Below are 25,158 nucleotides of genomic sequence, written 5' to 3' on the forward strand. Positions count from 1 at the left end.
CGCCGCCGTGCATCAGTCAGCCGGCGCGTAATATCAGGCAAAGAAGCCATCAGAGGACGGCATGAGCAAACATTCTTCCGAAGCAGACGTCGCTTTTATTTCGGCCCTGGCCGAGCTTCTGAACAGGAACGAACTGACCGAAATCGCCGTGAAGCGCGAATATGGCGAAGATGACAGCCTTGAGGTCAAGGTGGTCAAACAGGCCAATATCGTCACCACCGCGGTGGCAGCGCCTGCCCCGGCCTATGCCGCGGCCCCGCTGGCGGCTGCTCCGGCTGCTGCCGCCCCGGCAGCGGCTGCGCTGAATGAGGATCCGAGCCAGCATCCGGGCGCCGTCACCTCGCCGATGGTGGGCACGATCTATCTGGCCGCCGAGCCGGGTGCCGCGCCCTTCGTCGCAGTGGGGGCACAGGTCTCGGAAGGTCAGACCCTGCTCATCGTCGAGGCGATGAAGACCATGAACCACATTCCGGCACCGAAATCGGGCACCGTGAAGCGTATTCTGGTGGAAGATGGCAGCCCGGTTGAATACGGCGCGCCGCTGATGATCATCGAATAAGGACATCGGGATGTTCAAGAAAATCCTGATTGCCAATCGCGGCGAGATCGCGCTTCGCGTGATCCGCGCCTGCCAGGAGATGGGCATCAAATCGGTCGCGGTCCATTCGACCGCCGATGTCGATGCCATGCATGTGCGTCTCGCCGATGAATCGGTCTGCATCGGGCCGGCCCCCTCTTCGGCCAGCTATCTCAACAAAGCCGCGATCATCTCGGCCTGTGAGATCACCGGCGCCGAAGCGGTACATCCGGGCTATGGTTTCCTGTCGGAAAATGCGGCTTTCGGCCAGGCGCTGGAGGATCACGGCATCACCTTCATCGGCCCCAAAGCCGAACATATCCGCATCATGGGTGACAAGATCACCGCCAAAGAGACCGCGAAAGAACTGGGTATCCCGGTGGTTCCGGGCTCGGATGGCGGGGTGCCGGATCTGGACACGGCTTTGCGCGTCGGGCTGGAGATCGGCTATCCGGTCATCATCAAGGCGACCGCTGGTGGCGGTGGCCGCGGCATGAAAGTGGCGACCAATCCGGAAGAGATGGAAATCGCCTTCCGCACCGCGCGCTCGGAAGCCAAGGCCGCCTTCGGCAATGAAGAGGTCTATATCGAGAAATACCTGCAAAAGCCGCGCCATATCGAGATCCAGGTCTTTGGTGATGGCAAAGGCAATGCGGTCCATCTCGGCGAGCGCGACTGCTCGCTGCAGCGGCGCCACCAGAAAGTGTTTGAAGAGGCCCCCGGCCCCTGCATCACCCCGGCCCTGCGCGCCGAGATCGGTAAGATCTGCGCCGATGCCGTGGCTAAGATCGGCTATATCGGCGCCGGCACCATCGAATTCCTCTATGAGGACGGTAAGTTCTATTTCATCGAGATGAACACCCGTCTGCAGGTGGAACATCCGGTCACTGAATTCATCTTCGGCGTTGACCTGGTGCGCGAGCAGATCCGGGTGGCCTCTGGCCTGCCGATGTCCTTCACCCAGGACGATCTGGAAGTGAACGGCCATTCGATCGAAGTGCGGATCAATGCCGAGAAACTGCCGAACTTCACCCCGAGCCCGGGCAAGGTGAAAACCTTCCACGCGCCCGGCGGTCTGGGGGTGCGGATGGATTCGGCGCTTTATGGCGGCTATTCGATCCCGCCCTATTACGACAGCCTGATCGGCAAACTGATCGTGCATGGCCGCGACCGGCCGGAGGCGCTCGCCCGTCTGCGCCGGGCGCTGTCGGAACTGGTGGTCGACGGGATCGAGACCTCGGCCCCCCTGTTTGAGGCACTGCTGAACGAGCCGGCAATCCAGGCTGGGGATTATAATATCCACTGGCTGGAAAAATGGCTCGAAGCGCAGTTCTCGCGCGGCTGAGCCCGCCGTGGGCGGGGCTCAGCGACTGCAAGTGACCCCGGAACTCCTGCTGCATGCCTATGCGGCAGGAGTTTTTCCTATGGCCGAATCGCGTGACGATCCCGAAATGCACTGGGTCGATCCGCAACGGCGCGGCGTGCTGCCGCTCGACGGGCTGCATATCTCGCGCAGCCTTGCCAAGGTGATCCGCCGCTCCCCCTGGCAGGTCACGATCAACCAGGATTTCGCCGCCACCGTTCGCGCCTGTGCCGAACGTGAGGAAACCTGGATCAATGAAGACATTTTTGAGCTTTATCAGTCTCTTCACGATATGGGCTTTGCCCATAGCCTGGAAGTGCGCGAAGGGGGCGAGCTGATCGGCGGGCTTTATGGCGTCAGCCTTGGCGCGGCATTTTTTGGTGAGAGCATGTTCTCGCGCCGCAGCGATGCCTCAAAACTGGCTCTGGCCTGGCTGGTACACCGGCTGCGTGCGGGGGGGTTTATGCTGCTCGACACCCAGTTCCTGACCCCGCATCTCGCCAGTCTTGGCGGCATCGAGATCAGCCGGTCGCATTATCACCAGCTGCTGAAACGGGCGCTCCAGGCCTGGGGCGATTTCACCCCAGAGGGTTATTCGCCCGCGCCCTCATCGGTGGCCTCGTCGTTTTCTTCCGGCACATCCGTCACTTCCGGCGGCTTATAGCCCGGAACGATGCAGCGCAGCACCCAGACATCATAGCGCGGATGTTCCATCGCCGAGAGCGCCGGGGCCGAAGCCAGCATCCAGCCCGAGAAAACCGGCTGTTCGCGGCTGCTGTCGAGAATGGTCAGATGCGCCTCAGCCTCAGCCGCCGGGTTATCGGCCATATAGCGGCAGGAATCGAGCTGAATGGTCAGCCGGCCATTATTGGCCGCCTGGCCGCGCGACAGTTCCAGATCACCGGTGCGCCCGGTCAGCGTATCGAGCCAGCGCAGCACCGCGCCCTCGGCTTCGGAAAAGCTCTGCGCCGCCGCCTGGGTGGCGGCTGTGCCGGCAAATGCCATTGCGCCGAGCAGCACCAGGGCCTTTTTCATCCCTCACTCGCTCCGTCAACACTGGTTTCAGCGGATTTATCGCCGCCCGAGCCACCCACAAATTTCATAAACAGCGAGATCAGCGAGACCGAGCCCTGGGTATCCTCAATCTCATCGCCGGGGCCGAGATTTTCCAGCATCCCACCGGGGCGGATCTCGACATAGCTGCCGCCAAGCAGCCCGTCCTGCGAGATCAGGATGGCGGAATCCACCGGCAGTTCGATGCCCTCGCGCATCTGGATCGTGGCATCGGCGAAGAAGGTCTGCGGGTTCAGCTTCAGCTCGGTGATCGTGCCGACCTTCAGCCCGGCAAGGCGAACCTCGGATCCGGCCCGGATGCCGTCAACCGCGCGGAACGAAGCGCTGAGCGGATAGGTTTTCTCGCCGCCAAGCCCGAGACCCGCGCCGCTGGCAGCGTAGACGGCAAATCCCGCCGCCACGACCAGAACCACTGCCCCGGTCAGCACTTCTGCTCCGAAACGGCTCATTCAGGCTGCCAGGCTTCGTAATCCTGACGCACCACCGGTGCAGCGCGGCGGATCGAGCCGGGCGGCACATAGGCCATATCCGAGCCCGAGAGATTCTCGTGATGCGGCTTCTCCCAGGATTTGCGGATCAGCGGCTTTTCGGTCGGCGGCTCATCCCACATGCGGTGCAGCCAGCCATGCCAGTCCGGCGGCACCCGGCTGGCTTCCATATCGCCATTGAAAATGACCCAGCGCTTTTCGCCATTGCGCGACTGGTAATAGCGGTTGCCCTGATCATCCTCGCCGATTTTCACCCCTTTGCGCCAGGTGAAATAGCGGGTGTTCAGCGTCTCGCTGTTCCACCAGGTCAGAAAGCTGAGCAGGAACTTTTTCATCCGCAGGTCTCCGGAGGGCCTTTTCTTCCCCCCGATATGACCGAGGCAGCGACAAAGGTCCAGCACCAAGAGGCGCAGAATTGCCCCGCTGCCCGCTCCCTGGGCGAGAAACAGCGCCCTGTGGGCGGAGATTGCCGCGAACAGGCCGGACGCGCGCGCGCCCGCGCGTGCCCGCTGTGGCTGCCCTGCCACGCCACCCTTGCGCCCGGCCCTGCCCGCCCCCTAAAACCGGGGGGCAGCAATGCAGAAGGACAGGCAGGATATGCGCACCAGGTTTTCTCTCTCCGTTTCCCTCGCGCTCGCTGTGCTGATGGCGGCGCCCCTGCTCTCTGGCCCCGCTGCCGCCGCCGGTGGCGATTATGAGGTGATGGGGGTCGCGGCCGATGACATGCTGAAAATGCGCTCAGGGCCTGGCACCGGCTACCGGGTGCTGGTCGGCCTGCCCAATGGCACCGAGGTCCGGGTGCTGAACTGCGAACAATCGGGCGGCACGCGCTGGTGCAAAGTGTCGCTGAAACTGGCGCGCGGGCTGCGGGGCTGGGTCTCATTCGGCTATCTGCGCAAGCTGTAAGCTGCCGGAAACCCCTCGCGATAGCAGCCTAGCGGAAAATCCGCGCAATCTCTTCCTGATCCAGCAGCTTCCACTGCCCGGGGGCCAGATCTTCGGGCAGGCAAAGCTCGCCCATGCTTTCGCGGTGCAAAGCCTCGACATGGTTACCTGCGGCGGCGAACATGCGCCGCACCTGGTGATAGCGCCCCTCGGTGACGCTGAGCCTCGCCTCGGTCGGCGACAGCACCTCCAGCCTGGCCGGGGCAAGCGCTTTGGTCTCGCCCTCCAGCATCAGCTGGCCCGAGCCGAACAGCGCCGCCTCTTTGCCGCTCAGCGGCCGGGCGAGGCTGGCGCGATAGGTTTTGCGCACATGGCGTTTCGGGCTGATCACCCGGTGCAGCAGCTCGCCGTCATCGGTCATCAGCAACAGACCCGAAGTCGCTTTATCAAGCCTGCCAATGGTCGAGATCTGCGGATCGCGGCGCTGCCAGCGCAAAGGCAGCACATCATAGACCAGCGCGCCCTCTTCCTTATGCGAACAGGTCATGCCCAGCGGCTTGTTCAGCATCACCACCAGCCCCGGCACCGGATCAAGCGGCGCGCCGTCAATCTCCAGCCGTCCCGGCAGATCGGGCGTCACCGCGAGGCGCTGCGACAGATCGGTCAGATCGGCACCATCGAGCAGAATGCCCCCCGCCTGCGCCATACGCGCCATTTCCTTGCGCGAGCCATAGCCCATCGAGGACAAAAGCCTGTCAACGCGGGAGGTCGGGATTTTCGCCATGGCTGAGGCTCCTTTGCTTGCGGGGTCCGGGGCGCGCAAAGCCTGCACCAGGGGGGCGGCAGGCCATTTTGCCCTCCCCTAAGCCATCCTGGCCCGCCATGCCAGCAAAGGCAGGCGAAAGTCGCCGCTCAGCGTCGAGCGGCGCCGAGCAGCGCAGTCCCGGCGGCCCCGGATCAGCGCATCAGCCCTGCCAGCGAATAGCCCATATCCGCCGAAACTTTGATATATTCGTCGATGGATTCATCGGTGCGGACCGCGACGATATCGGGATCATCGGCTTCGGCAAATTTCTGGCGCGCCTTATCGCGGTCGACATTGGCGGGGATGGTATAGAAGCCGAGGGTATAATGCTGGCCGGTGACAATCGGGCTGAGCGTGACGCCTTTGCTCGCGGCCAGCCGGTTGGCCTCAAAAGCGTCGATTTTCATTTTCGTGCCGAAAATCACCAGGCAGCGTTTCAGCCGGCTGTAATCGAGCCGGGCCAGATCGCTGTTGCGCGCCAGCAGCGGGATCAGCCCGGGCAGCGCCTCCAGTCTTGGCTTCAGCGCTTTATAGCTGGGGAAGAAATCGGCATTGGGGTGATGCGGATAGATCTGGGTCTGCGGCGAGAAGGCATAGACGCTACAGGCGGTGCCAGGCACCAGATGGCTGGTCCTTGCGCCAATATTCAGCGCCCCGGTCCCGGCCTTGGAACAGCCGATGAAATCAACCGCTTTATAGCCATTTTTCCTCACCAGCGCGCTGATCATCGCCGCAATCCCGTCGCAGGGCACACAGAAATAGGTATTGCTGATATCGACGAGGAACAGCACATCGGCGTCAAACGGATATTTCTGCAGCGTATGCGCCATGGTGGCCGACAACATCACCACGAGGCGCCGCCTGCCGCTGCGGCGCAGAGTATAGGCAAAACCCGCCTGCAGCAGCTCTGCCTCTGGCATCTGTCCCTGGCAATAGGCATTGACCGCTGTCGGCCAGGCCTTTCGCAGTTCAGCGATCGGTTGCGAGCCTGTCTCGCCATCTGGCGCGCGGCGGCTAAAAAATTTTATAAAATTCATCATCCAAAATCCATGTTCAGATCTGTGGATCGTGCTTTAAAAAACCTGTCCTGCCCTGAGCGGCAGAAAATAAAAAATCACCAGTTACAAATCTGTGGCGCCGGGGCGCCGTATTCCCGATCAGTGCAGCCCCGAGCCAGACCCCTGCCCAGCCCTTGCCCCCGGCCCCGAGCCGGTCCTGGGCAGCCGCTGCGCCTCAGGCACAGTCTTCGGTGCTGATCAGCTCGCTCTCCCAGTAGAGAAAATCCATCCAGGTCCGCTGCAGCTCGCCACGCACCGCCGGCAGGCGCCGGGCCGCGGCATCGAGCTGGCGCGGCGTTGGCTCGAAAGGCTGGCGCAGCAGCCGCATACCGGCCTCGGCAGGGGTCTTATTGCCCTTGCGGTGATTGTCCGGGCCACAGGCGGTGACGATATTCTCCCAGCGCGAGCCGCCCGAACGACTTTTCGGGATCACATGATCAAAGGTCAGCTCTTTTGCGGCAAAACGCCGGCCGCAATACTGGCAGGTAAATTCATCGCGCAGGAACAGATGATAGCGGGTGAAAGCCACTTTGCGACGCTTGCGGTAGTTTTTCAGCGCCACCACCGCCGGCACCTCATATTCGCGCGTGGCCGAGCGCACCATCACCCCCTCATAGGTTTTCACCTGCACCACCCGCTCCTGATGCACGGCCACGAAAGCATCCTCCCAGGACCAGACCGAGAGCGGGGCCCAGCTCAGGGGCTGCATATCCGCATTCAGAACCAGGGTCCGTAAACCCGATAATGCACCGCTCATCGGCGGGCCTCCTTTCCACAAACCAGCCCGGATCGCGGCACGCCCGGCCCGCGCGCCACCCAACCCGGTCTTACAAAGCAATAAAAAAGGCGCGTGAGGCACACGCGCCGGAGGTCGGATCCCGATCGGGACAGAGCAGGACTGACAGGCCGGAGCGGCCAGAGCAGATGGATCCGGTGGTTCAGCCCCTGGCGCGCCAGAGGAAGCTGCGCGCAGAACTGCACGCCAGGGATCACGCCGGAGGGTCTGCCATTTACTTCCATCGGGCTCCTGCCTTCTGTCAGCCTGGACGCGCTCGGATCGGCTTTCTGGCCGGGGTCTTCGACCTGGCCTGCAACGCGCCGACTATATCCAGGCAAATCTCTCACGCAAGCCCCAGGCTAAGGCGCCGCCCCTTGCGGCGGCAGAGTGTTTCTGCCCGGGCAGTCTGGCGGATTTCGCTGACAGGGATATGACAGAGCCTGGCCCGGGCCATGCGCGAAGCTGTGCCTGCGCCCTGAGCCAGCCGCAGGCCGGACTTGCCTGCAGCCGCGCTGGCTTTTATGCAAAGTTATTCTCAGCCAAGGTTATATTATGCCCCTGTCCCGCCGCGCTCTGCTGACTTTTCTGCCCCTCGCCCCGCTGATGCTGAGTGCCTGCGGCAGGCCGAGCGATACGGCCGCCTCTCACGGGCTGAATGGCGGCGAGACGCCGGAAATGCGCGCCCTGATCCGCCGCTATGCGGCGCAGCATCAGATCCCCGAAAGCCTGCTGCACCGGGTGATCCAGCGCGAGAGCAGATATAATCCCGGCGCGCGCAATGGCCCCTATTACGGGCTGATGCAGATCCATCCGCAGACGGCCAGAACCATGGGCTATAAGGGCCCGCCCGAGGGGCTGCTCGATGCCGAGACCAATCTGCACTATGCCGGCAAATATCTGCGCGGCGCCTGGATGGTCTCGGATGGCAGCCAGGACCGGGCGGTGAAATGGTATGCCAATGGCTATTATTACGAGGCCAAACGCCGGGGCCTTTTGCGCGAGACCGGGCTGAAATCCTGAGGCGGCGCCTCTCTCGGGCCGGGGATGCCTCCGGCGGGGATAGTTAAACAGGCGGCGCGAATCTTCCCCGCCCCGCCTGTTTCATTTGTCTGAAAATATCCCGGGGGAGACTGCCCGGCCCGGCCAGTCGGGGGCGGGACCAGTCGGGGGCCAGGCAGCCGGGGGCAGCGCCCGCGGCCCGGGCGCGGATCAGGTCACCACATCCGGGGTGACGCGGCCGGTAAAATGCTCAATCGCGCCAAGCGCATGCGCCGCGGCAATCACCGGCGCAAGCGCCGCCTGGGGATCCTCGTCCAGCCCCTCCGGCCCGGCGACATAGCGCTCGACATAAAGCCGCAAAGTCGCGCCTTCGGTGCCGGTGCCCGACAGGCGGAAGACGGCGCGGCTGCCGCCCTCAAACAGCAGTCGCAGCCCCTGCTGGCGCGACACCGAGCCATCGACCGGATCCTCATAGCCGAAATCATCAGCGGTGGTGATCTTCAGCCCGGCGACCTCGCGGCCCGCAAGGCCCGGCAGCGCTTCGCGCAGGCTGGCGAACATCGCATCGGCCTTTGCGCTGTCAATCGCCTCAAAATCATGGCGGCTATAGTAATTGCGGCCGAATTTCGCCCAATGCGCGCTGAGGATCTCCGCCACGCTCTCGCGCCGCAGCGCGAGGATATTCAGCCAGAGCAGCACCGCCCAGAGCCCGTCTTTCTCGCGCACATGATCCGATCCGGTGCCAAAGCTTTCCTCGCCGCAGATCGTCACCCGCCCGGCATCGAGCAGATTGCCGAAGAATTTCCAGCCGGTCGGGGTCTCATAGGCCTGAAGCCCCAGCGACTTTGCTACCAGATCCACTGCCGCCGAGGTCGGCATCGAACGCGCCACGCCCTTCAGCCCCGCCGCATAACCCGGTGCCAGATGGGCATTGGCCGCCAGCACGGCGAGACTGTCCGAGGGCGAGACATAGATGCCGCGCCCGACCACCATATTGCGGTCGCCATCGCCATCCGAAGCGGCACCGAAATCTGGGGCATTCTCCCCCATCATCTCGGCCATCAGCTCATGCGCCCAGGTCGGGTTCGGGTCGGGATGCATACCGCCGAAATCGGGCAGCGGCTCGGCATGGGTGACGGTGCCCGGGGCCGCGCCCAGCCGGTTTTCCAGAATTTCACGGGCATAGGGGCCGGTGATGGCGCACATCGAATCCATACGCATGGCAAAGCCACTGGCAAACAGCGCCCGGATCGCGTCGAAATCAAACAGGCTTTGCATCAGATCGGCATAATCGGCGACCGGATCGACCACCTCGACCATCATCGCGCCCAGCCGGGTCTCGCCGATCCTTCCCAGATCGACATCCGCCGCCTCAAGGATTTTATAGCTGCTGATCTCAGCCGAACGGGCATAGATCGCCTCAGTCACCGCTTCCGGGGCCGGACCGCCGTTTGGCATATTGAACTTAACCCCGAAATCCGCATCCGGGCCGCCGGGATTATGGCTGGCCGACATAATGATGCCGCCATCGGTCTGGTTCAGCCGGATCAGATGGCTGGCCGCCGGGGTCGAGAGCAGCGCGCCCTGGCCGATGATCACCTTTGCCGCGCCATTGGCCGCAGCCATGCGCAGGATCACCTGAGCGGCCCGGTCGTTGAAATAGCGCCCGTCACCGCCGAGCACGAAGGTTTTGCCTGCGGCACCGACCGTATCGAACAAAGCCTGGATGAAATTCTCCAGATAATGCGCCCCCATGAACACACGGGTTTTTTTGCGCAGCCCGCTGGTGCCGGGCTTCTGACCGGCAATCGGGGCAGTGGCGACGGTGGTGACCATAGAAACGCTCCTGTAAAAACCAGGGATCAGCGGCAAAAGGCGGCGGGTCTGCGCTGCAGAACCCGATGCTTTGCGGCAATGCCTGGCGGCCTCTCTGCTGTCAGTTGCGGGCGGGTGGTGTCAAGCACCAGTTGCAGCGCAGCAGCTGAGAGGCCGGGATCGGGCCGATCCGGCCTGCCTCCGGGAGCGCCGGGACCGATCCGAACCAGCCCGGCAATGAGCGTCAGACCTGCCCATTCGGGCGGGCAGAAAGCTGCATCTGATCTATGTCAATGCGCAGAGCGGCAAAAACCTTTCTGCTAGGGGCAGTATTTTCATTACCAAGGAGTTTTTCATGCATCTGACCATTCGCACCAGCCTGGCCATGCGCACGCTGATGTTCTGCGCCGCCAATCCCGGTCGGATCGTGCGCCGCGCCGAGATTGCCGAGGCCTGCGGTGCTTCGGAAAACCATCTGGCCCAGGTGATTTACCTGCTGGCGCAGCATGGCTTTTTGCACACCATCCGCGGCCGCGCCGGCGGGTTGACCCTGGCCCGCGCGCCAGAAACCATCTCGGTCGGCGAGGTCTTTCGCCAGTTCGAGAAAGTCCTGCCGTTCTCGGACTGCATCGGGCATGAAAATCCCAAATGCCCGCTGGCCGGGGCCTGCCGGCTGACCTGTGTACTGTCCAGCGCACTGGAGCAGTTCTATGAGACCCTGGATCGCAGCATGATCTCTGATCTGGTCGGCGGCAATCTGGCGCTGGAAGAGCGTCTGCAGCTGCCGATCGCCTGCTGACAGCTCAATCCGGCCGGTTCCGGCCCCGCTGCTGCCGTCGCATTCAGCCAGGCCGCCGCACCACACCAAACTGACTTATTTTAGCTTCAAATTCATAATTTCTACCGCCACCTGAGGATTTCACCTCACGGCAGATCTGATCAAACCGGCGCCGCAGGGCTTTTTTCTCTTCGCCCTTGCAATCATTCCAGGGCCTGCCCTGCAGCGCCATCACCAGCACATAAAACCCGATGAAATGCGGCCTGCTGCCCGCGAGCAGCAGGCGCCGGTAGCCCTCCTCGGCACCGATGGCCCGCAAAGCCCCGGCACTGGTTATCCCGGCCCGCAAAAAACCCGCCTCGCTCGCCGGACCAAGATTGCGGATCGAGGAGACCGGCGCGTCATCGGTCTCGGGGAGGCTATCAGGGGCGGCAGACATCCTGTTGTCCTCGGGGCTGGGGTCTGGGACATGGTGACGGACCCCGTACGCAAGGCCCGGGCGGAATTGATCGGCGCAGCCTCAGGGTCAGCGGGTCCGGCGGCCGGGCGATGCATTCAGAATATAGCGCAACCGGGCCGGGCTGCGACAGCTTTTTGCGGCAGGAAGGCCCGGTCAGGCCGCGCGCCGCAGCGGGCCAGTGCCAGTGCCAGTGAGCCGCGTCATGTGCTTTGTCAAACCAAAAAGGCCAGCCCTGCGGCTGACCCTGTTCTTTCAGCGCCCGGGCGCAGTTTACAAGGGACCGGCGATCAGGCCGGGGCCTTTTGCTGCGCATGCCCGATGCGGCAGACCAGCCCTCAGATTGAGGCCCAGTCGTTATAGATTGGCCTCGGGGTGCTGCCGCCCTGCTGCTGTTGCTGCGGGGTGCTGCCCTGTTGCACAGGCTGTTGTTGCGGCGTGGTGCTGCCGCCCTGTTGCTGTGCTTGCCGGCTCGTCATTTTTCTGCTCCAACGAGTTAAATCCAACTCCGCCTCATCTGCTCCTTCCTTATGGCAAGAACAAGGAGGGGGACCGTCACCTCTGTGGCATGATTGATCACATGTGCGACAATAGTCACAGTCCGGCAGGCCAAAGCCACGGAAAACCCCGCGCCCGGGATTTTCTCTGTGTTTTCGGGGCCAGAACTGGCGCAGCGCCTGATCCAGGCTCAGCCTCGGGAAGTCAGGCTCAGCCCTGGGGAAGCTCTGTGGCGACAAAACCAATCGCCGCGAGCGCCGCGATCACCTCCTGCGCCGAAGGCCCTTCGGCCAGCACTTCGCGCCGCTCCAGCGACACCTCAACCCGGCTGCTCAGCGGCAGCAGTGTCTTCTCGATGCTGGCCCTGCAATGGCCGCAGGACATATCAGGAACCGAATAAACCGGCATGGCTCTCTCCGCCTTTAAACTTCCGCCGGTATAGCCGACCGCCGTGCGGAAAGGTCAAGCGCCGAAACCACAGCGCAGCCCTGCTATGTGCCGGGCACAGGGCCAGGGCTGAAACAGGTCTTGACCTTCCAGTGACTGGAAGCCCCATATGGGATGGCGAAAGGATATCGCCATGTCAGTTCCCTCGTCAGTTTCCCCGTCAGTCTCACCATCAGTTTCCCCTTCGCCAGGCTCTGCCGCTCCCCCCCCGCAGCCCGCCCGCCCGGCGCAGCATGTCGTCGATCTCTCGGTCGAGGGGATGAGCTGTGCTTCCTGTACCGGACGGGTCGAGCGCCTGCTGAACGCCCAGCCCGGGGTGATCTCGGCCACGGCCAATCTGGCACTGCGCCGGGCCCGGATCGAGATGGACCGCCCCGGTGATGCCGCTGGCCTCGCCGCTCTGGTCAGCCAGGCCGGTTTTGCCGCCACCCCGCTGGCCGCAGAGCCTGCCGCAACCGCCGGGGAAACCGGCCGGTCCGAGGAACAGATCCTCTGGCGCGATGCCGCGATTGCCGCTGCCCTGGCTTTGCCGGTGTTTCTGAGCGAAATGGGCGGGCATATGTCCGGGGCGCTGCACCACTGGCTGCTCTCGCTCGCCAGCCAGCAAAGCCTCTGGCTGATGCAGTTCGTGCTGACCACGCTTGTGCTCTCGATCCCGGGACGGCGGTTTTTCCAGAAAGGCCTGCCCGCCCTCGCCCGCCGCACCCCCGATATGAACAGCCTTGTAGCTTTGGGCACGCTTTCGGCCTGGGGCTGGTCGAGCCTCGTGCTCTTTGCCTCCGGCCTGATCCCCGAAGCCAGCCGCGCCGTCTATTTTGAGGCCGCAGCGGTGATCATCGTGCTGATCCTTGCCGGGCGGGCGATGGAGGCGCGGGCGCGCGGCCAGGCCGGGCGGGCCATTGCCCGGCTGATCGGGCTGCAGCCCAAAACCGCAAGGCTTGAGGATGGCCGCGAGGTTGCGGTCTCCAGCCTGGTCCCGGGCCAGGCCATCCGGCTGACCGCCGGTGAGCGGGTGCCGGTTGACGGGCTGGTGCTCTCGGGCGAAAGCGCGGTCGATGAAAGTATGCTGACCGGAGAGCCGCTGCCCGTGGCCAAAACCGCCGGGGCAAAGGTCACCGGCGGCACGGTCAATGGCAATGGCTCGCTGCTGATTGAGGTGCGCGCCACCGGCGCCGATACGGTCCTGGCGCGGATCACCGCCATGGTGGGCGAGGCCCAGGGCTCGAAACTGCCGCTCCAGGCGGTGATCGACCGGGTCACGCTGTGGTTCGTGCCCGCCGTTCTGGCGGTGGCTTTGCTGACGCTGGCGCTCTGGCTCGTGATAACCGGCGATCTGGCGCGTGCTCTCGCGGCAGCGGTGGCGGTGATGATCATCGCCTGCCCCTGTGCCATGGGCCTCGCCACCCCGGTTTCGATCCTGGTCGGCACCGGGCGGGCGGCGGAAATGGGGGTGTTGTTCCGGCGCGGCGAGGCTTTGCAGCGCCTGGCGACCACCCGCCGCATCAGCTTTGACAAGACCGGCACCCTGACCGAGGGCAGGCCCCGGCTGATCAGCACCGCAGGCGATGAAAGCCTGCTGCCGCTCGCCGCCGCAGCCGAGCGCGGCAGCCCGCATCCCCTCGCCCGCGCTCTGATGGAAGCGGTGCCTGATGCCCCGCCGGCCGAAGGCTTTCGCAGCCTGCCCGGGCTTGGGGCCGAGGCCATAGTCGGCGAGACGCTGATCCGGGTCGGCTCGGCACGGATGTTTGACACCCTGCCCGAAGCCCTGGCCCGGGCCGGTGACGCCGCCGCCAGCCGCGGCGAAAGCCTGATCTATATCGGCCGCGGCCGTGAGGCCGAGGCCCTGGCCACTTTTGCCGATCAGATCAAACCCGGATCTGCCCGGGCGATTGCCGCGCTGAAAGAGCTTGGCCTGACCACGGCGATGATTTCCGGCGATAGCGCTGCCGCAGCGCGCAAAGTTGCCAACAGTCTCGGCATCGAGGAGGTTCACGCCGGGGTGTTGCCCGAGGGCAAACAGGCGCTGGTGGCTGAACTCGGCGGCGCTTTCACCGGTGACGGCATCAATGACGCCCCGGCGCTGGCGGCGGCAGAGGTGGGCATTGCCATGGGCACCGGCACCGATGTGGCGATCGAGGCCGGGGATGTGGTGCTGATGCGCGGCGAGCCGCTCGCGGTGGCCTCGGCAGTGCATCTGTCGCGCGCGGTGATGCGCAATATCCATCAGAACCTGTTCTGGGCCTTTGGCTATAATGTGGCGCTGATCCCGGTCGCCGCCGGGGTTCTCGTGCCCTTTAGCGGGCCGATGCTCTCACCCGTTCTGGCCGCCGGGGCCATGGCTTTGTCCTCGGTCTTTGTGCTGATGAATGCTTTGCGCCTGCGCTATACCGGAGCCCTGTCATGAATATCAAAGAAGTGGCCGCCCGGGCCGGTCTGCCCGCCAAGACCATCCGCTATTATGAGGAGATCGGGCTGATCCGGCCCCTGCGCGGCGCCAATGGCTATCGCAGCTTTCGTGACAGCGATCTGCATAAGCTGGCCTTCCTCGGCCGCGCCCGCTCGCTGGGCTTTTCAATCGAGGAATGCCGGGCGCTGCTGGCGCTCTATGAGGATCAGTCCCGCGCCTCCTCTGATGTGAAAGCGCTGGCGGGAAAACATCTTGACCAGATCGCCGCCAAGATCCGCGAGTTGCAGGAGATGCAGGCGACCCTGCAACAGCTGGTGGGCGCCTGTGCCGGCGATCAGCGTCCCGACTGCCCTATTCTCCAGGGGCTGGCCGATCCTGCAGGGCTGACCCGGATAAAAACCGACTGCTGCGCCTGAAAACCGCCGCCCTTCAACGATGAAAAAAGGCGCGCCCTGGGGCGCGCCTTTCCTTATTTCGCAACCGGAACCGATCAGCCGACCAGTTCGAGGCCCGAGAAGAAGAAAGCGATCTCGCGGGCAGCCGCTTCCGGGCTGTCCGAACCGTGAGCCGAGTTTTCGCCTTTGGACAGAGCGAATTCTTTACGGATGGTGCCTTCAGCAGCCTGAGCCGGATCGGTGGCGCCCATGACTTCGCGGTTTTTCGCGATGGCATTCTCGCCTTCCAGAACCTGCAGAACCACCGGCTCCGAGATCATGAAAGCGACCAGTTCGCCGAAGAAGGGGCGCTCTTTATGCTCGCCATAGAATTCACCAGCCTGAGCAGCGGTCAGCTGAACGCGCTTCGAAGCCACGACGCGCAGGCCGGCCTCTTCGAATTTCGCAATGATTTTGCCGGTCAGGTTACGCTTGGTGGCATCGGGTTTGATGATCGAGAGGGTACGTTCAACAGCCATCGGGCTCTCCAATTCTGTGGGGCCTGAAATCCGGCCCGTGTGTGGCGGCTGCTAGCATGGGAACATCACAAAGAAAAGTGCTCCTGCTCAGCCCCGGGGCTGCGGATGCAGCGATTTTGTCCGGCCCTGCGGCCAGGGGGGTGAGGCCAGCGGGGGCGGCAGGCTGTCCGAGGCCCCGCCCTGCCCCCCCGGCTCTGACCTCCGGCCTCCCCCCCCGGTGCCTGCGCTGCCCTTTCGCCCTTTCCCGCCCCCCGGCACCCTCTGGCAGCCCGGTCGCACAGCGCGCTCTGGCTGCCTGGTCTGACACTACGGGCGGGATCAGCATTATTCCGCCCGCCAGCCTCCTGGCTTCGCACCCTGGGGGGGAACCCGCCCGCCCGCGCAGGCCCAAAAGGCCAGATCCCGCCTGCCGTACCGGAGCGGCCCGAAACCGGGGCACCGGATCCGGCAGCGCCCGTTATCCCGTCGTAACAGCTAACGGAGACGATCATGCGTATTACAGCTACGGCCCTGACCCTCGCTCTGCTCTCTTCGGCCACCATGGCTTTTGCCCAGGGAACCGAAGGGGCTGTCGAACCCGCACCGCAGGCTGCGCCGACCGAAACCGAGGCCACGACGGTTCCGGCCGCCCCCGCCGCAACCGCTGCTCCGGCAGCCATCACCGCCCCGGCGATAGCCGCACCGGAAGGCTATAGCGCCGTGGAGTTCACCAGCGTGACCGCAGAGGAGCTGAAAGGCGTCGATATCTATGACGTGACCGATGCCTCGGTGGCCGAAGTGGCCGATCTGCTGATTGACGGCGCGGGCAAGGTCACCGGCATTGTCACCGATGTCGGCGGCTTTCTCGGCATGGGTGAGCATCGTATCTCGCTGAGCCCGGAGCAGGTCAGCTTCTACCGCAATGCCGATGGCGATCTGCGCGGCTATGTCTCGCTGAGCAAGGATCAGCTGAAAGCTTTGCCGGCCTGGGAAGCACCGGCCCCTTAATGCGGCACCGCTGAGCCGGATCCGGCATCAGCTTCAGGACAGGTTCTGTTCTGGCGCTGGTCTGGCCCTGATCTGGCTGCCCGCGCCGGGCCGGGTTGCCCCCCGACCGACGCTCAGCCCGGCCAGAATGAACGAAGGGGTCAGTCTCAGGCTGACCCCTTATTTTTCACCGCAGATCGCCTGCGCCCGCCAGAGCCACACGCCAGAGCCCCGCGCCCGGGCCATCTCTTGCGCTGCGCTCCATACGCTGCGCCCTATGCGCAGCTCTGGCGGGCGCAGCTCTGGCGGGCGCAGAAAATCTCCCGGGTTTGCGGAACCTCAACCCAGGTATTTGCATTGTCCTTTCAACAACATGACCCGTTTACACGCCTGGGGAGATGACCGATGAACATCATTCGCTTTTACGCTGCCTGCTGCGCCGGTTCGCTTCTGGTGGCTGCGAGTGCCCTGTCCTATATCCTGCTCAACACCTGAACCAGGCGAGGCCAGAGCCCCCCGGCTTTACCGGCGGCCTCAGCCCGGCATATCCGGCCTGGCAGGCTGCGGCGCGGCGGTGCTGGCGGAGCCCTCCAGGATCGCCGACAGCACCTGCGCGAGCTCAGCCACGCCGGGATGGGCCAGAATGGTCAGGTGATCGCCCTCGACCTCAAAAACCTCAAATCCGCCCGCCGCAACCGGCGCCCAGCCCAGCCCGGTTGTGATCGCGGCCTCACTGTCCGAAATATTGCCGGTTGCCCGGATCACGCTCAGCCGGCCCGGATAGGCCGCCGGGCTCCAGGATTCGATGGCGAGCGCATTCGCCGCGACGAAATCGGCAATACTGGCCGATTGCCGCGCACCATCACCCGCCGCCGCGCCGCCCCTCTGGCTGAGCCGGTGGCGTGACAGCCAGCGCCCCGCCGCGAGCCGCAGTTTCGCCAGATGATGGCGCAGGCCATCGAGCCGCTCGGCCAGTTTGCGGCTGGCATAGCCCAGGCCCTGCTGGCGCAGCGCGCTGAAATGCCGGGCCAGCCGGGCCAGGGTGCCGATGCTGGGCCGCCCACCCGGGCCGGTGGCATCGATCAGCGCCAGCATCTGCACCTCGCGCCCCGAGGCGATCAGCCGCCGCGCCAGTTCCAGCGCGATATAGCTGCCTAGCGAGACCGCCATCAGCGCCAGCCTGCCCTCGGGCTGATGCGCCTCGATCACCCGCTGATAGAGCGCCGCCGTCTCCTCAACCCCGACCGGGGTGGCCTCATTCAACAGGCCGACCGTCAGGCCAAAGATCGGCTGGTCTGGCCCCATCTGCGCGGCAAGCGGGCGGTAATAGCTGCCATTCAGCCCCAGAACATGCACGCCATAGATCGGGGTCCGGGTGCCAAGCGGCTGAATCGGCATCAGAAAATCACTTTCCGACGCCAGATTCCCCTCGCCCGAGGCCAGATGTGCCGCCAGTTTTCGCGGCGTGGAATTCTGGTGCAGATCCGCCACCGAAATGCGCTGCGCCTCGCTGGCCTCGATCCGGGCCATCAGCCGGATCAGCAGCAGGGAATGCCCGCCCTGGCGGAAGAAATCCTGATCGGCGCCAAAGCCGGGCTGGGCCAGCACCGCGCCGAAATGCCCGGCCAGGCGCCGGGTCAGCGGATCGGCGGGCAGAGCATGACCGGCCCCGGTTCTGCGCGAAAGCGCGGCTGGCACGGCCGGAGCGCGCGGCCGGGGCAGCCGCGCGATATCGGTCTTGCCGCCCGGGCGCAGCGGCCAGTCGCTGACCGGCACCAGCTCTGGCCGCAGCGGCGCGGGCAGGTGCTGCAGCGCCGCCAGAATCGCTGCCTCGGGCAGCTCCATCCGGCCATCCGCCCCCGGCGTGCCCCGCAGCCAGGCCAACAGCCGCGCCTCGGGCAAGCCGGGATCAACCAGCCCGACCAGCGCCTGAGTGACCCCGCTGACCGCCTCAATCAGCTGCTCAATCTCGCCCGGCTCGATCCGGTAGCCGCGCAGCTTGATCTGCCGGTCAGCCCGGCCACCGAGCGCGAGCTGGCGGTCCGCGCCCCAGCGCGCCAGATCGCCGCTGTCATAGATCCGCGCCCCGGGCGCAGGGTTCTGCGGATCGGGCCGGAAGCGTGCCGCGCTCAGCTCGGGCTGGCGCAGATAGCCCTGGGCCACCGCCTGACCGCCGATCCAGAGCTGCCCCGGCGCGCCGGGCGGGGCCGGGCTGCCATCCGCCGCCAGGACATAAAGCCGGCTATGCGCCAGCGGCCTGCCCACCGGCACGTCGCCAGCAGGCACAGCCGCACCCGGGGCCAGAAGAAAGGCGGCAGAAGTGATCGTGGCCTCGGTCGGGCCGTAACCATTGATCCAGGCCAGATCGGGCAGCAAAGCGCGCCAGCGGCGCAGCGCTGCCGCCGGCACCCTTTCGCCCCCGGCGATCACCAGCCGCACCGAGGCAGGCAGCAAGCGGCCGCTCTGCGCGAGATCCTCGAGCAGGGCCTGCCAGTAGCCGGTCGGCAGGTTCAGCACCGTGATGCCCTGGGCCTCAATCTGCGCCAGCAGCTGCCGCGGATCCTGGCCCGCCGCTTCTGAGCGCAGGCAGAGCAGCGCGCCGCAGCTCAGCGCTGGCAGGATCTCTTCGAGCGAGACATCAAAGCTGAGGCTGGTGAACTGCAGCACCCGGTCGGCAGGGGTAAGGCCGAAAAGCGCAATCGCAGCGCTGCAATGGGCGGCGATTGCTCGGCGCGGCACCACAACCCCTTTGGGCAGGCCGGTGCTACCCGAAGTATAGAGCAGATAGGCCGGATCCTCCGGCCCGGCTGCGGCTGCGACCCCGGCCCCGGTTGTTGCCGCCTCTGCATCCGCTTCCGTGACAGCTGCAGCCGGACCAGCCGCCGCCTCTGCCCCATCCGGCACAGGGACCAGCAGCTCTGCCGGATCAAGGGTTGCGACCGCGCCCGCCCCTGCCGCAAGGCTGCTCCCGGCCGCGCAGAGCAAAAGCGCCGCGCCGCTGTCGGTCAGCATATGCTCCAGCCTTTCCACCGGCCAGCCGGGATCGAGCGGCAGGAAGGCGGCACCGGCTTTCCACACCGCGAGCAGCGCGGCCACATAGCCGGGCCCGCGCGGCAGCGAAAGCGCGACCACCTGGCCCGGGCCGATGCCGCGTGCCACCAGCTGCCGCGCCAGCACGCCGGCCTGGAGCTCCAGCGCACCACGGCTCAGCCCCTCCAGGCTGCTCTCCCCGGCGCAAAGCAGCGCCGGGCGATCCGGATCCTCCGCCGCCCGGGCCGCAATCCGCTGCTCGGGCGGCGGCTCTGCTGCGGTCAGCTCGTCAGGCGGCACAGCGCAGAGCTGCAGCCAGTCGCGCTCGGCCCGGCTCAGCATCGAAAGCTGCGCCAGCGGCGTGCCGGGCCTGGCGCTGGCGCAGGATTCGAGCAGGTTTTGCAGCCAGGCCAGGCATTGCCCGGCCTCAGCGGCGCTGAAGCGGCGCGGGTCATATTCCAGCTGCAGCTCCAGCGAGGGCCCGCCGTAAACCGCAAGCGTCAGCGGCAGCGCCCCCTCCTCGCGCAGCTCCACCCGGCGCAGCAGCGCGCTGTTGCCCGCCTGCAGGCTGGCCTCAAGGCTTTGGCGCTCGGCCATGACAATGGTCTCAAACAGCGGCTGCGCCGCCTCGCCCGGTGCCACCTCACCGGCGGCAATCAGCGCCTGGCGGATCGCCGCCGGCGTGGCATGTTCAAAGCGGCGCATCGCCAGCTGATCGGCGCGCAACCGGCCGATCAGCGCGCCAAGCGTATCCCCGGGACTGATCCTGAGCGCCAGCGGCAGGGTATTGATCAGACAGCCAACCAGATCCCTGCTTTCCGGCGTCAGATGCCGCCCGGTGCGGGTGGTGCCAAATACCGCGGCGGCTTTGCCGCTGCTGCGCGCCAGCACCAGCCCCCAGGCGGCATTGACCAGAGTGAAAAGCGTGGCCTCCATCCCACTGGCCAGCGTGCTGAGCGCCAGGGTATCGGCCTCGCTCAGGGCCGCCATCAGGCTGCGGCTGGACAGAGCTTCGGGCAAAGGCGTGGCGCTGGCTGCGGGCAGCAGACCAGGCCCGGGCAGGACCGCCGCCGCCTCACAGCCCTGCAGATGCCGGGCAAAGAAGGCCAGCGCCCCGGGATCAGCGGCAGCCGCACGCGCGGCCAGATAATGCGGCGCCGGATCCGGGGCTGCGACGCGTTCGGGCAGCGCCTGCCCCGCCAGCAGCGCCTGCAGATCCTGCAGAACCTCGCGCAGCACCAGGGTAAAACTGCGCCCGTCGAGCAAAGCATGGGGAAAGGTCCAGACCAGAGCCAGCACCTCAGCCCCGAGCCGCGCCAGATGCAGCCGCTGCCCGGGCCAGCTGCCGGGATCGGCGCCGCGGGCGCGCTCGGCCACAGCCCAGGCAGTAAAGCGGGCCTCGGGATCTGACCCGGAAGAACAATCTGGCGCGGATGAAAAATCCAGGAGGGTAAGGCCAGTTTCGGCAAAAGCGCTGGCGGCGGGTTCGGGCCGCTGCCCGGCCTCGCTTTCGCCTCCGGCCGTGAAACGCATACGCAGACCGGCATGGCGTTCAAAGGCGCGCGCCCAGGCCTGGCGCAGCGCCGCTTCCAGCGACAGCCCGGCATTGCCCGCCAGCGCCGGATCGGTGAGGGTCAGAATGATCTGCTCGCAATTGACGCCAGGGCGACCCGCCGCCAGGGTCTCATAGACCATCCCGGCCTGAACCGAGGTCAGCGGCAGAGCCGCTGGCTGAGGGCCCGCGCATATCGCCTCAAATGCCACTGCGCCCGCTCCACCGCAAAGTCGGATCCTCTGCCCCTGGCCCTTCCGTCATAGCGTTCTATACTCTCTGTCGGCACCCTGCAGTAAACACTTTCCCGGAACCGGGCGGCAGCGGCGCTGTAACTCCAGCTGCTGGCGCAACGGGCTGGCGGCACAGATCCGGCCAAAAGACAAATTCGGCCAAAAGACAAAATGTCCGCCCCGCCCTGACGGGCTGGCCCCGAAAAAGGCCCCGGATAACCCCATGACTATTCCCGCGCACTCCTCAATGTGCAACCCGCGCCAGGAGGAAAATCAGCGTCATTGTCAGAAAATCCCCTGCAGGGCGCCGCTCAGCAGGACCCGCCCGGCGCCATCCCCGCCTGGGCCGCACGCCGCTGCCAGCGGCCGCTGCCCCGCGCGCAAGCCTGATCCCCGACCAGATCCCCCGGCTGATCCGCCGCCTGATCCGCCAGCCTGATCCCCGAACTGCGATCCGGGCTGCGATCCCGCTGCGCAGAGCCCGCATATAATCGCCCGCAGCCCCTTATCGCCGTTGACCTTGGCCAGACACACTGGCAAGGCGGGTGCCATGCTCCGGATCTCAGATATCACCTATTCCGTCGAAGGCCGCCCGCTGTTTGAGGGCGCTTCTGCCACGATTCCCACCGGCCATAAGATTGGCCTTGTCGGTCGCAATGGCGCTGGCAAGACCACTTTGTTCCGGCTGATCAGGCGCGAGCTGGCGCTGGAGGGCGGCGATATCTCGATGCCGGCCCGCTCGAGGATCGGCGGCGTGGCCCAGGAGGTTCCCTCTTCTGAGACCTCGCTGCTCGACACGGTTCTGGCCGCCGATACCGAGCGCGCCGAACTGCTGGCCGAATCCGAGACCGCCACCGATCCCTCGCGCATTGCCGAGATCCAGGCCCGTCTGACCGATATCGATGCCTGGTCGGCTGAGGGCCGCGCCTCGGCGATCCTCAAGGGTCTGGGCTTTGAGGCCGAAAAGCAGCTGATGCCCTGCTCGGCTTTCTCGGGTGGCTGGCGGATGCGGGTGGCGCTGGCGGGCGTGCTCTTTGCCCAGCCCGATCTGCTGCTGCTCGACGAGCCGACCAACTATCTCGATCTTGAGGGCGCGCTCTGGCTGGAAAGCTATCTGCAGAAATACCCCCATACCGTGCTGATCATCAGCCATGACCGGGGCCTGCTGAACCGCGCCGTCCAGGGCATTCTGCATCTCGACAATAAGAAGCTGACGCTCTGGCAGGGTGGCTATGACCAGTTTGCCCGGCAGATGGCCGAGCGTCGCGCGGTTCAGGCCGCCGAGGCGAAAAAGCAGGAGGCGCGGCGCGCCCATCTGCAAAGCTTTGTCGACCGCTTCAAGGCCAAGGCCTCCAAGGCCACCCAGGCGCAGAGCCGGGTGAAAATGCTGGAAAAAATGACCACGATCACCGCGCCGGAAGATGCGGCGAAAGTGGTTTTCACCTTCCCCGAACCCGAAGAGCTGTCGCCGCCGATTCTGACCCTTGACGGGGTTTCGGTCGGCTATGATGGCCCGCCGGTGCTCAAGCGCCTGTCCTTGCGCATCGATCAGGATGACCGGATCGCACTGCTGGGCCGCAATGGTCAGGGCAAATCCACCCTGTCGAAACTGCTGGCGGGCAAGCTCAGGGCGGCGGAAGGCAAATTCACCCAGTCCTCGAAACTGCGCATCGGCTATTTTGCCCAGCATCAGGTCGATGAGCTGATGATCGAGGAAACGCCGCTGCAGCATGTGCAGCGGCTGCGCCCGAATGAGCATCAGCCGCGGCTGCGCGCCCGTCTGGCGGGCTTTGGCCTTGGGGCCGATCAGGCCGAGACTGCGGTCAAGCGCCTGTCGGGCGGCCAGAAAGCACGGCTGTCGCTGCTGCTCGCCACCATCGACGCGCCGCATCTGCTGATCCTTGATGAGCCGACCAACCACCTTGATATTGAGAGCCGCGAGGCCCTGGTCGAGGCGCTGACGGCTTATTCCGGCGCGGTGATCCTCGTCAGCCATGATATGCATCTGCTGGGCCTGGTGGCTGACCGGCTCTGGCTGGTCAAGGGCGGCGCGGTTGAGCCCTTCACCGGCGACCTTGAGGAATACCGGCGCCTGCTGCTGACCTCGGATGAGCCGGCAAAGGCCCAGAACGCCAAAGCCGTTGAAAAGCCGAAGAAAGCCAGCCGCGACGAGATCCTTGCGCTGAAGGCCGAGCTGCGCAAATGCGAGGATCGCCTCGCCAAGCTTGAGGATATGCGCAGCAAACTGGCGGTGAAACTGGCCGATCCGGCGCTTTATGAGGATGACCGCAAGGGCGATCTCGGGGTCTGGAACAATAAATATGCCGAGGTGATGGGCGCGCTCGACAAAGCCGAGGCGCTCTGGCTCACCGCCCAGGAAAAACTGGAAACCGCCACCGTCTGAGGCCGGTTCCGGCTCGGTTCCGGCCTCGGGCCGGTTCCCGCGCCGGGCCCGGTTTGCGCGGGGTCCGGCCAGGGATCTCTGCCCTGAAAAGCGAGACTTCGCGCGAACAGGCCGCGAACAGGCACTGTGCATTTTCGCGCATCTTAACCCTCTTGAAAACAGATCAGTGCAGGTCGAGATAGGACAGAGAACAACGCCGCAGCGCGGCATCAGTGAAGGCTCTGTCTTATGTCACATGTTATTGAACAGCTCCGCACCCGTCGCACCCAATATGCGCTCGGCAAAAATGTAACGCTTTCTGCGGATGAAACCGAAGCGCTGATCAAAGAGGCGATCCGCCTCTCGCCCTCGGCTTTTAACTCGCAAAGCTCGCGTGCCGTCATCCTGTTTGGCGCCGAAAGCGAGAAAGTCTGGTCGCTGATCGGGGCCGAACTGCGCCAGATCGTTCCGGCTGAGGCTTTCGCCCCGACCGAAGCCAAAATGAAAAGCTTCGCCGCCGGCGCCGGCACCGTTCTGTTCTATGAGGATCAGGATACGGTCAAAGGCCTGCAGGAAAACTTCCCGCTTTATGCCGAAGCCTTCCCCGGCTTCTCGCAGCATTCGGCCGGTATGGCGCAGCTCGCCGTCTGGACCGCCCTTGCCGAAAAAGGCATCGGTGCCAGCCTGCAGCATTATTCGCCGATCGCCGATGCCGCCCTGGCCAAAGCCTTCAATATCCCCGCCAGCTGGAAACTGCAGGCGCAGATGCCCTTCGGCTCGAATGAGGCCGGTTTTGCCGCCAAAGACTTCATCGATGACAGCAAGCGTTTCGTGACCCTAGGCAAATAAGCCGCGGCTCCGGATCACTGTCCGCGCAGGGGAAGGGTCAGCACGACCCTTCCCCTTTTTTCGCCGGTTTCCGCGCTTGCGGCATTTTGCGCCGCTTGACCGCCGGGCCGCGAAGGCATCAGGGTGTCGCATGGATACTGCTGCTTTCATCACCGCCTTTGCCACGCTTTTCGTGGTGATCGACCCGCCGGGTCTGGTCACGCTGTTTATTGCCCTGACCTCGGGCATGGGGTTTCAGCGCCGCCGCGCTCTGGCCATCCGGGCCTGTCTCATCGCCTTTTGCCTGCTGCTGGTCTTTGGCCTGTTTGGCGAGCCGATCCTGCATTTCATTGGCATTTCCATGCCCGCTTTCCGCATCGCGGGCGGCATCCTGCTGTTTCTCACCGCGCTGGATATGCTGTTTGAGCGCCGGACCGAGCGGCGCGAGGGCAAACAGGCCGAGCCCGATCACGATCCTTCGGTCTTCCCGCTGGCCACGCCGCTGATCGCCGGGCCAGGGGCGATTGCCACGATGATCCTGCTGATGGGCGAGGCCGGTGAGGACTGGATCAGCAAAATCGCGGTTCTGGGCCTGCTGGTTGCGATCATGGTGGTGACTTTGCTGTTCCTGCTGGCGGCGACGCCTCTGGAAAAAATGCTCGGCCGCACCGGCACGCTGGTGATCACCCGGCTGCTCGGTATGCTGCTTGCCGCGCTTTCGGTGCAGTTTGTCATTGACGGCATCCGCAGCACCGGGCTGATCCCGCTCTGACACTGTGGTGAGGCCGCTGGCACCAGGTCAATCTGCCCTTTCCCAAAGCCGC

At 65.1% G+C, this 25,158-nt stretch carries 23 protein-coding genes; 12 read left to right on the forward strand and 11 right to left on the reverse strand.

What is annotated here, in order from left to right; genetic code table 11:
- Positions 1 to 61 precede the first annotated feature (61 nt).
- From accB to aat, 3 genes are read left to right on the forward strand one after another with little or no spacing between them, the layout of a single operon-like run.
- On the forward strand, positions 62 to 559 hold the full coding sequence (gene accB, locus H0485_RS06975) for an acetyl-CoA carboxylase biotin carboxyl carrier protein (RefSeq protein ID WP_226934648.1): 498 nt from the start codon (positions 62 to 64) through the stop codon (positions 557 to 559).
- Positions 560 to 569: 10 nt separating this feature from the next.
- Positions 570 to 1,922 (forward strand): acetyl-CoA carboxylase biotin carboxylase subunit, encoded by a 1,353-nt coding sequence (gene accC, locus H0485_RS06980; RefSeq protein ID WP_226934649.1) that lies wholly within the window; start codon positions 570 to 572, stop codon positions 1,920 to 1,922.
- A 25-nt stretch (positions 1,923 to 1,947) separates the two neighbouring features.
- Positions 1,948 to 2,604: a leucyl/phenylalanyl-tRNA--protein transferase gene (gene aat, locus H0485_RS06985; RefSeq protein WP_226934794.1), complete on the forward strand. Its 657-nt coding sequence runs from the start codon at positions 1,948 to 1,950 to the stop codon at positions 2,602 to 2,604.
- Here the strand turns inward: aat and H0485_RS06990 are convergent.
- From H0485_RS06990 to H0485_RS07000, 3 genes are read right to left on the reverse strand one after another with little or no spacing between them, the layout of a single operon-like run.
- A complete protein-coding gene (locus H0485_RS06990; RefSeq protein WP_226934650.1) occupies positions 2,532 to 2,975 on the reverse strand; it encodes a DUF2155 domain-containing protein in 444 nt (147 codons plus the stop codon). The genes aat and H0485_RS06990 overlap by 73 nt on opposite strands.
- Complete coding sequence (gene mlaD, locus H0485_RS06995) at positions 2,972 to 3,463, reverse strand: outer membrane lipid asymmetry maintenance protein MlaD (RefSeq protein WP_226934651.1); 492 nt, start codon at positions 3,461 to 3,463, stop codon at positions 2,972 to 2,974. Before mlaD ends, H0485_RS06990 begins: the two co-directional genes overlap by 4 nt.
- Positions 3,460 to 3,837: an NADH:ubiquinone oxidoreductase subunit NDUFA12 gene (locus H0485_RS07000; protein WP_226934652.1), complete on the reverse strand. Its 378-nt coding sequence runs from the start codon at positions 3,835 to 3,837 to the stop codon at positions 3,460 to 3,462. The genes mlaD and H0485_RS07000 overlap by 4 nt, the downstream gene beginning before the upstream one ends.
- A 310-nt stretch (positions 3,838 to 4,147) precedes the next feature.
- Between H0485_RS07000 and H0485_RS07005 the strand changes: the two genes are divergently transcribed.
- The gene (locus H0485_RS07005) at positions 4,148 to 4,408 is read left to right on the forward strand and encodes an SH3 domain-containing protein (protein ID WP_226934795.1); all 261 of its coding nucleotides are present in this window, start codon (positions 4,148 to 4,150) and stop codon (positions 4,406 to 4,408) included.
- Between the two features lie 28 nt (positions 4,409 to 4,436).
- Here the strand turns inward: H0485_RS07005 and H0485_RS07010 are convergent, their stop codons facing one another.
- From H0485_RS07010 to H0485_RS07020, 3 genes are all read right to left on the reverse strand, one after another.
- Positions 4,437 to 5,171, reverse strand: a complete 735-nt coding sequence (locus H0485_RS07010; RefSeq protein WP_226934653.1) for a 16S rRNA pseudouridine(516) synthase — start codon at positions 5,169 to 5,171, stop codon at positions 4,437 to 4,439.
- Between the two features lie 173 nt (positions 5,172 to 5,344).
- A complete protein-coding gene (locus tag H0485_RS07015; protein WP_226934654.1) occupies positions 5,345 to 6,232 on the reverse strand; it encodes a hypothetical protein in 888 nt (295 codons plus the stop codon).
- 193 nt (positions 6,233 to 6,425) lie between these two features.
- Positions 6,426 to 7,007 (reverse strand): HNH endonuclease, encoded by a 582-nt coding sequence (locus H0485_RS07020; protein WP_226934655.1) that lies wholly within the window; start codon positions 7,005 to 7,007, stop codon positions 6,426 to 6,428.
- Positions 7,008 to 7,580: 573 nt separating this feature from the next.
- Between H0485_RS07020 and H0485_RS07025 the strand changes: the two genes are divergently transcribed.
- Positions 7,581 to 8,048 carry a transglycosylase SLT domain-containing protein gene (locus H0485_RS07025; protein WP_435531484.1) on the forward strand — a complete coding sequence of 156 codons (468 nt, stop codon included), beginning with the start codon at positions 7,581 to 7,583 and terminating at the stop codon, positions 8,046 to 8,048.
- A gap of 189 nt (positions 8,049 to 8,237) precedes the next feature.
- On the opposite strand, the gene H0485_RS07030 is transcribed toward H0485_RS07025, so the two are convergent.
- Positions 8,238 to 9,863: an alpha-D-glucose phosphate-specific phosphoglucomutase gene (locus H0485_RS07030; protein WP_226934656.1), complete on the reverse strand. Its 1,626-nt coding sequence runs from the start codon at positions 9,861 to 9,863 to the stop codon at positions 8,238 to 8,240.
- Between the two features lie 334 nt (positions 9,864 to 10,197).
- Between H0485_RS07030 and H0485_RS07035 the strand changes: the two genes are divergently transcribed.
- Positions 10,198 to 10,641, forward strand: coding sequence for an RrF2 family transcriptional regulator (locus H0485_RS07035; RefSeq protein ID WP_226934657.1), 444 nt, complete (start codon positions 10,198 to 10,200; stop codon positions 10,639 to 10,641).
- Between the two features lie 43 nt (positions 10,642 to 10,684).
- Here the strand turns inward: H0485_RS07035 and H0485_RS07040 are convergent, their stop codons facing one another.
- Positions 10,685 to 11,059 carry a TfoX/Sxy family protein gene (locus tag H0485_RS07040; RefSeq protein ID WP_226934658.1) on the reverse strand — a complete coding sequence of 125 codons (375 nt, stop codon included), beginning with the start codon at positions 11,057 to 11,059 and terminating at the stop codon, positions 10,685 to 10,687.
- A gap of 726 nt (positions 11,060 to 11,785) precedes the next feature.
- Positions 11,786 to 11,983, reverse strand: coding sequence for a heavy-metal-associated domain-containing protein (locus H0485_RS07045; RefSeq protein ID WP_226934659.1), 198 nt, complete (start codon positions 11,981 to 11,983; stop codon positions 11,786 to 11,788).
- 172 nt (positions 11,984 to 12,155) lie between these two features.
- Between H0485_RS07045 and H0485_RS07050 the strand changes: the two genes are divergently transcribed.
- The gene (locus H0485_RS07050; protein ID WP_354002442.1) at positions 12,156 to 14,426 is read left to right on the forward strand and encodes a heavy metal translocating P-type ATPase; all 2,271 of its coding nucleotides are present in this window, start codon (positions 12,156 to 12,158) and stop codon (positions 14,424 to 14,426) included.
- Positions 14,423 to 14,845, forward strand: a complete 423-nt coding sequence (gene cueR / locus H0485_RS07055) for a Cu(I)-responsive transcriptional regulator (protein WP_226934661.1) — start codon at positions 14,423 to 14,425, stop codon at positions 14,843 to 14,845. Before H0485_RS07050 ends, cueR begins: the two co-directional genes overlap by 4 nt.
- A 74-nt stretch (positions 14,846 to 14,919) precedes the next feature.
- Here cueR and ndk read toward each other — a convergent pair whose 3' ends face one another.
- The gene (ndk, locus tag H0485_RS07060) at positions 14,920 to 15,342 is read right to left on the reverse strand and encodes a nucleoside-diphosphate kinase (protein WP_226934662.1); all 423 of its coding nucleotides are present in this window, start codon (positions 15,340 to 15,342) and stop codon (positions 14,920 to 14,922) included.
- 489 nt (positions 15,343 to 15,831) lie between these two features.
- Between ndk and H0485_RS07065 the strand changes: the two genes are divergently transcribed.
- Positions 15,832 to 16,329, forward strand: coding sequence for a PRC-barrel domain-containing protein (locus H0485_RS07065; RefSeq protein ID WP_226934663.1), 498 nt, complete (start codon positions 15,832 to 15,834; stop codon positions 16,327 to 16,329).
- A 513-nt stretch (positions 16,330 to 16,842) separates the two neighbouring features.
- Here H0485_RS07065 and H0485_RS07070 read toward each other — a convergent pair.
- Complete coding sequence (locus H0485_RS07070; protein WP_226934664.1) at positions 16,843 to 21,102, reverse strand: non-ribosomal peptide synthetase; 4,260 nt, start codon at positions 21,100 to 21,102, stop codon at positions 16,843 to 16,845.
- 571 nt (positions 21,103 to 21,673) lie between these two features.
- Between H0485_RS07070 and H0485_RS07075 the strand changes: the two genes are divergently transcribed.
- The 3 genes from H0485_RS07075 (at position 21,674) to H0485_RS07085 (ending at position 25,106) form a co-directional block, all read left to right on the forward strand.
- Complete coding sequence (locus tag H0485_RS07075; RefSeq protein ID WP_226934665.1) at positions 21,674 to 23,527, forward strand: ABC-F family ATP-binding cassette domain-containing protein; 1,854 nt, start codon at positions 21,674 to 21,676, stop codon at positions 23,525 to 23,527.
- Positions 23,528 to 23,755: 228 nt separating this feature from the next.
- Complete coding sequence (locus H0485_RS07080) at positions 23,756 to 24,355, forward strand: nitroreductase family protein (RefSeq protein WP_226934666.1); 600 nt, start codon at positions 23,756 to 23,758, stop codon at positions 24,353 to 24,355.
- Between the two features lie 130 nt (positions 24,356 to 24,485).
- Positions 24,486 to 25,106: a MarC family protein gene (locus H0485_RS07085; RefSeq protein WP_226934667.1), complete on the forward strand. Its 621-nt coding sequence runs from the start codon at positions 24,486 to 24,488 to the stop codon at positions 25,104 to 25,106.
- Positions 25,107 to 25,158 lie beyond the last annotated feature (52 nt).

Source organism: Pseudogemmobacter faecipullorum (assembly GCF_020539525.1).
In the GTDB taxonomy this organism is placed as follows: domain Bacteria; phylum Pseudomonadota; class Alphaproteobacteria; order Rhodobacterales; family Rhodobacteraceae; genus Pseudogemmobacter; species Pseudogemmobacter faecipullorum.

Coding starts and splice junctions, on each gene's coding strand:
- cueR (WP_226934661.1), top strand. CDS start 14,423: ATGAATATCAAAGAAGTGGCCGCCCGGGCCGGTCTGCCCGCCAAGACC.
- H0485_RS07020 (WP_226934655.1), bottom strand. CDS start 7,007: ATGAGCGGTGCATTATCGGGTTTACGGACCCTGGTTCTGAATGCGGAT.
- ndk (WP_226934662.1), bottom strand. CDS start 15,342: ATGGCTGTTGAACGTACCCTCTCGATCATCAAACCCGATGCCACCAAG.
- mlaD (WP_226934651.1), bottom strand. CDS start 3,463: ATGAGCCGTTTCGGAGCAGAAGTGCTGACCGGGGCAGTGGTTCTGGTC.
- H0485_RS07050 (WP_354002442.1), top strand. CDS start 12,156: ATGTCAGTTCCCTCGTCAGTTTCCCCGTCAGTCTCACCATCAGTTTCC.
- H0485_RS07015 (WP_226934654.1), bottom strand. CDS start 6,232: ATGATGAATTTTATAAAATTTTTTAGCCGCCGCGCGCCAGATGGCGAG.
- H0485_RS07010 (WP_226934653.1), bottom strand. CDS start 5,171: ATGGCGAAAATCCCGACCTCCCGCGTTGACAGGCTTTTGTCCTCGATG.
- H0485_RS06990 (WP_226934650.1), bottom strand. CDS start 2,975: ATGAAAAAGGCCCTGGTGCTGCTCGGCGCAATGGCATTTGCCGGCACA.
- H0485_RS07025 (WP_435531484.1), top strand. CDS start 7,581: ATGCCCCTGTCCCGCCGCGCTCTGCTGACTTTTCTGCCCCTCGCCCCG.
- H0485_RS07045 (WP_226934659.1), bottom strand. CDS start 11,983: ATGCCGGTTTATTCGGTTCCTGATATGTCCTGCGGCCATTGCAGGGCC.
- H0485_RS07080 (WP_226934666.1), top strand. CDS start 23,756: ATGTCACATGTTATTGAACAGCTCCGCACCCGTCGCACCCAATATGCG.
- H0485_RS07085 (WP_226934667.1), top strand. CDS start 24,486: ATGGATACTGCTGCTTTCATCACCGCCTTTGCCACGCTTTTCGTGGTG.
- H0485_RS07075 (WP_226934665.1), top strand. CDS start 21,674: ATGCTCCGGATCTCAGATATCACCTATTCCGTCGAAGGCCGCCCGCTG.
- H0485_RS07000 (WP_226934652.1), bottom strand. CDS start 3,837: ATGAAAAAGTTCCTGCTCAGCTTTCTGACCTGGTGGAACAGCGAGACG.
- H0485_RS07065 (WP_226934663.1), top strand. CDS start 15,832: ATGCGTATTACAGCTACGGCCCTGACCCTCGCTCTGCTCTCTTCGGCC.
- H0485_RS07005 (WP_226934795.1), top strand. CDS start 4,148: ATGGCGGCGCCCCTGCTCTCTGGCCCCGCTGCCGCCGCCGGTGGCGAT.
- accB (WP_226934648.1), top strand. CDS start 62: ATGAGCAAACATTCTTCCGAAGCAGACGTCGCTTTTATTTCGGCCCTG.
- H0485_RS07030 (WP_226934656.1), bottom strand. CDS start 9,863: ATGGTCACCACCGTCGCCACTGCCCCGATTGCCGGTCAGAAGCCCGGC.
- H0485_RS07040 (WP_226934658.1), bottom strand. CDS start 11,059: ATGTCTGCCGCCCCTGATAGCCTCCCCGAGACCGATGACGCGCCGGTC.
- accC (WP_226934649.1), top strand. CDS start 570: ATGTTCAAGAAAATCCTGATTGCCAATCGCGGCGAGATCGCGCTTCGC.
- H0485_RS07035 (WP_226934657.1), top strand. CDS start 10,198: ATGCATCTGACCATTCGCACCAGCCTGGCCATGCGCACGCTGATGTTC.